The 4,994-nt window shown below is 66.9% G+C and carries 4 protein-coding genes and 2 pseudogenes; 3 read left to right on the top strand and 3 right to left on the bottom strand.

Translation table 11 applies throughout. The features are described from left to right. From G3N99_RS34560 to G3N99_RS34550, 3 genes and pseudogenes are all read right to left on the bottom strand, one after another. Positions 1 to 592, bottom strand: a pseudogene (locus G3N99_RS34560) (MFS transporter); the annotation flags it as partial. Positions 593 to 695: 103 nt separating this feature from the next. Further along, the gene (locus tag G3N99_RS34555; protein ID WP_206124612.1) at positions 696 to 2,153 is read right to left on the bottom strand and encodes an FAD-dependent oxidoreductase; all 1,458 of its coding nucleotides are present in this window, start codon (positions 2,151 to 2,153) and stop codon (positions 696 to 698) included. Positions 2,154 to 2,238: 85 nt separating this feature from the next. Continuing rightward, a complete protein-coding gene (locus G3N99_RS34550; protein ID WP_011356376.1) occupies positions 2,239 to 2,583 on the bottom strand; it encodes a cupin domain-containing protein in 345 nt (114 codons plus the stop codon). Between the two features lie 198 nt (positions 2,584 to 2,781). Here G3N99_RS34550 and G3N99_RS34545 point away from each other — a divergent pair, with 198 nt between their 5' ends. From G3N99_RS34545 to G3N99_RS34535, 3 genes and pseudogenes are all read left to right on the top strand, one after another. Then, positions 2,782 to 3,666, top strand: coding sequence for a helix-turn-helix transcriptional regulator (locus G3N99_RS34545; protein WP_174937924.1), 885 nt, complete (start codon positions 2,782 to 2,784; stop codon positions 3,664 to 3,666). Positions 3,667 to 3,833: 167 nt separating this feature from the next. Further along, positions 3,834 to 4,784: an agmatinase gene (gene speB / locus G3N99_RS34540; RefSeq protein WP_174937922.1), complete on the top strand. Its 951-nt coding sequence runs from the start codon at positions 3,834 to 3,836 to the stop codon at positions 4,782 to 4,784. Between the two features lie 22 nt (positions 4,785 to 4,806). After that, positions 4,807 to 4,994 (top strand): annotated as a pseudogene (locus G3N99_RS34535) (aldehyde dehydrogenase); the annotation flags it as partial.

Below are 4,994 nucleotides of genomic sequence, written 5' to 3'. Positions count from 1 at the left end.
CCGGTGCGGCCAGCGTCTCGCCGCGGCGAAACAGCGGCGTCGCGAGCACGAACACGCCGAGCACGCACGCGACGAACCCGAACACGCCGTGCGCGCCCCATGTGTCGCTCAGCATCGGGAAGATATACGCGAGCAACACCATGCTCCACGTCACCTGCCCCATCAGCATGATCCCGAGGTTGCGTTCCGGCGCGCGCGAATACGACAGGTAGCGCAGCGCGATGCCGTTCAGCCCGCCCGAGCCGACGCCCGCGATGAACTGCAACGCCGAATACGCGACGAGCCCGTGCGTCGCGAGCGTGCCGAGGTTCGCGCCGGCCGCGAGCGTCACCGCGCCCGCGAGCACCCACCGGACCGGCTGGCGGCCAAGCACGAACGCGACGAGCAGCGTGCCCGTCGATTCGCCGAGCACTTCGATGAAGCTCGACAGCCCGAGCGCCGCTTCGCCGAAGCCCCAATGACGCTCGACCTGCCCGACGATCGCGGGCAGGCCGAGGAAGACAGTCGGCCCGAGCATGCCGAGCAGCAGCATCACGACGACGAACAGCGCGCTTTCCTGTCGCGCTTCATCCTGCAGGTTGACTACATTCATCTGGTGTCTCTCTCCGTGTCCGCGGGGCGGACCGTGTCCTCTGGGGATCGTTTTTGGTATCGGCAAGACGGGGCGGCCCGGCGCGGAGCCACCCCGTCGTCGCTTACATCGGGAAGCCCATCGCCTTGATGCCGCTGATCCACGCGCGCTTCCAGCCGCCTTCCGCATCCGCGCCGTCGAACGCATGGAACGTGATCTTCGCGGCGACCCAGCGCATCGGCTCGGGCGGGATGTAGCTCGGGCTCTGGTTCGCGATGTCGAGCTTGCGCTCGGGGCTGTCGCGATCGAACAGGATGTTCAGCCCCATGAACGCGCCGAACCGGCTCGCCGCGACGCCGAAGCCCGTATAGCCGGCGACGAACACGGCCTTGTCGCCGAGATAGCGCTTCGCGAACACCGAGCCGCGCGAGCAGTAGTCGATCGGGCCGCCCCACGCGTGCGAGAAGCGCACGTCGCACAGTTGCGGGAACGTGCGGTAGAACGCTTCCGCGAGCCGGTGGTAGGTTTCGCGCTGGCCGTCCTGGTGCGGCTCCGGATCGCCGTCGAAGTGATAGCTCACCAGCCCGCCGAAGATGATGTTGTTGTTCTTCGTCAGCCGGAAATAGTTGAGCTGCGTGCGCGTGTCGTACACGCCCTGGCGGTTCTTCCAGCCGATCCGCGCGAGCTGCTCGTCGGTGAGCGGCTCGGTCGCGAGCACGTGGTCGCGCACCTGCATCACGCGGCGGTTGATGTCGGGAATCCCGACCTTCGCGGTGCCGCTGCCGAACACGACGCGCGGCGCGCGCACGCTGCCCTTCGGCGTCGTCACGAACACCGTGCTGCCTTCGTCGGTCACGGTCACGAGCGGCGTGTGCTCGTACAGCTTCACGCCGAGCTTCAGCGCCGCGCGCTTCAGCCCCCACGCGAGCTTCGCCGGGTGCACGATGCCGCTGCGATTGCGCGACCACAGCGCGCCCGCGAACAGCGGCGAATTCAGTTGTTCGAGCGTTTCCTCGCGGTTCAGCAGCACGACGTTGTGGCCGTACTCGCGATGCAGGTCGTAGTCGCCCTTCAGGTGCGCGATGTGCTCGGGATCGACCGCGACCGTCATCTCGCCGTTCCACTCGATGTCGGCGTCGATGTCGTAGCGCTTCAGCGTGTCCTCGAAACCGTCGAGGTTGTGATGGCCGAATTCCTCGAGCTGCGCGATGTCGTTCGGGAACACGCGCACCGCGTTCGGCAGCCCGTGCATCACCGACGTCGAGATGATCCCGCCCGCGCGGCCCGACGCGCCGTGCGCCACCTTGCCGGCCTCGATCAGCACCACGTTCAGGTGCGGCATCTGTTCCTTCGCCTGCACGGCCGACCACAGCCCCGTGAAGCCGCCGCCGACGATCAGCAGGTCGGCCGTCACGTCGCCGACGAGTTCCGGCTCGGTGGCCGGCGCCGCCGGGTTGTCGAGCCAGTACGGGAACAGCTTCGTATTCGCGAGCGCCGCTTCGACGCCCAGTGCGACCGGCGCGCCACGCATTGCGTGCGTCTGCACCGGTGCAGTCTCTCTTGCTTTGACTTCCATTTCCATGATCCCAGCCATCACACGCGAAAAACGAAACCGCCGCCGTGCGCGCGTCACACGGACGACGACACCCCGGCGGCGGTTTCAGGCATCACGACTTCTCGAGCAGCACGTAGAACTTCTTCGCGTCCTCGATCGTCTCCCAGCGGCCCGCGAAGCCGGCCGGCAGCAGGTAGCCCTGACCCGGCGTGAATTCCTTGCGGTTGCCTTCGACGTCGGTCAGCGCGATCCGACCCTCGACGAGCCACACGGCTTCGTCAGCCGCGGTTTCCGGAAACTCCACCGAGCCGACTTTCCCTTCCCACCAGCCGATGATGTAGTTGCCGCTCTTGCCTTCCGCCGCGCGCCAGTCGCTCTCGTCCATGCCGAAGTCGAGCTTCGTGAATTCGCCGATACCTGCGCCGAGCGGCAGGATGTCCTTGATCAGTTTGGTCATGTGAATCTTTCGTCTCTTGATTGAAAAAAGCAGAGACAAAGTTACTCATTTACACTGCCCCGGTATGCCCCCCTCCGGGGGGGACAAGCGGTGTTTTCCGGGGCAAACGGGTCGGCAGGACAACCGACGGTGTTTCCCCCTAATGACGTTTTTCGTTGTGACCGCTACAATCGCGCCGCCTTTCACCCGGGGAACCGCATGCTGCTCAACGTGAACCCCTTCCACCGCGACAACGACCGCTTCAACGTGTCGTTCAAGGCGCTGGGCGAGCTGATCGAGACGGTCGGCACACCGCACTTCGTGCCGCGCCTCACGCAACTGCTCAATGACGTGGTGCCGCTCGACGTCGCGCATGTCGAACGTTCGCGCGTCGACGGCTCGATGCCCACCGGCTACCGATGCGAATGGATCGGCAGCAGCGGCATCGACACTGAATCCACCGAAATCTCCGACGTGATGACGCTCTACTACGAGCGCTTTCTCGACAGCGACCCGCTGTTCGCGGGGCTGCGCGGCAAGACGGGCACGATGCTGGTGGTGCGCGACATCGCGGCGATCCCGCCCGGCGAATTCCGCCAGCGGCTGTTCGACGACGTGCATATCGGCCACGAATGCGTGCTCGCGCGCGGCACGCGCTATTCGCAGCATTCGATCGCGCTGGAGCGCGGCCGCGACCGGCCGCCGTTCACGCTCGCCGAGATGAACCGCTTTCGCAGCATCAGCGACGTGCTGTTCCCGCTGCTCGAACTGCACGCGTCGACCACGGCCGTGCGGCGCGTCGCGCACCCGACACCCGAAGTCCATCCGCTCGCACAGTTCGATGCGCGGATCGCGGCCGACGGCGTGAAGCTGTCGAAGCGCGAATACGAAACCTGCAAGCACCTGCTGTCCGGCAAGACCGTGCCGGAGACAGCCGAGATCCTCGGCGTGCGGGTCGCGTCGGCCGAGTCGTACGTGAAACGTGCGTTCGCGAAGCTCGGCATACGCACGAAGCGTGAACTCGCCGCGTGGGGTTCGGCATCCACCGCCTTCCCTGCCACCGGCTCGCACGACGGCGCTACACCGCCCGCCATCCCGCGCTGACGCGCCCGGCCGCGCCGCGCGGCCGCTTTCGGTTGCGCCGCGTCGATGCGGCGGCGCCACTTGCATCGAAGCCCGTCGATGTAAACGTTGCGACTTCAAAATCTTCGCGCGGACGTTCTCCTCTACCATCGGCCGATCGCTTGACCTCACAAAAAAGGAGACGGCCCATGCCCCGCGAACTCAATCAACCGATGGGCGGCAACGAAATGCCGCGCTTTGGCGGCATCGCCACGATGATGCGGCTGCCGCAAGCCGACACGACCGACGGCCTCGACGTGTGCTTCGTCGGCGTGCCGCTCGATCTCGGCACGTCGAACCGCTCGGGCTCGCGCTTCGGCCCGCGCCAGATCCGCACCGAATCCGTGCTGCTGCGCCCGTACAACATGGCCACGCGCGCCGCGCCGTTCGATTCGCTGCAGGTGGCCGACATCGGCGATGTCGCGACCAACCCGTACGACCTGAAGGATTCGGTGCGCCGCATCGAAGAGGCGTACGACGAAATCGTCGCGAACGGCTGCCGGCCGATCACGCTCGGCGGCGACCACACGATCGCGTGGCCGATCCTGCGCGCGCTGCACAAGAAGTACGGCAAGGTCGCCGTCGTGCACGTCGACGCGCACGCGGACGTGAACGACACGATGTTCGGCGAGAAGATCGCGCACGGCACGCCGTTCCGCCGCGCGGTGGAAGACGGCCTGCTGCAATGCGACAAGGTCACGCAAATCGGCCTGCGCGGCACCGGCTACCACGCGGACGATTTCGACTGGTGCCGCCAGCAGGGCTTCACCGTCGTGCAGGCGGAAGAATGCTGGAACAAGTCGCTCGCGCCGCTGATGGCGCAGGTGCGCGAACGCGTCGGCGACACGCCGGTCTACCTGAGCTTCGACATCGACGGCCTCGATCCGTCGTTCGCGCCCGGCACCGGCACGCCGGAAATCGGCGGCCTCACCGTGCAGCAAGGTCTCGAGATCGTGCGCGGGATGAAGGGCCTGAACATCGTCGGCGCCGACCTCGTCGAAGTCGCTCCGCCGTACGACCCGACCGGCACCACCGCGCTCACCGGCGCGAACCTCGCGTTCGAGATGCTCTGCGTGATGCCGGGCGTCGCCTACCGCTAACCCGACCGACAGGATGACCCTCATGTCCACTGCCGAGCTTTCCCGTTCCACCCCCACGTTCGTGCTGCCCGCGGCGCACATCGCCGGCCAGCCCGTGCGCACGCATACCGACGCGCCCGGTGCACCGATCTTCGACGCATCGACGGGTGCGGCGATCGGCTGGCAGGAATTCGCGACGGCCGCACACGTCGACGCCGCGGTGCGCGCCGA

It is taken from the genome of Burkholderia sp. Ac-20392, from assembly GCF_017104585.1.
GTDB classification, from domain to species: Bacteria; Pseudomonadota; Gammaproteobacteria; order Burkholderiales; family Burkholderiaceae; genus Burkholderia; species Burkholderia lata.
The sequence above is the reverse complement of the archived record's forward strand: the minus strand, read 5'-3'. Positions and strand labels throughout refer to the sequence as shown.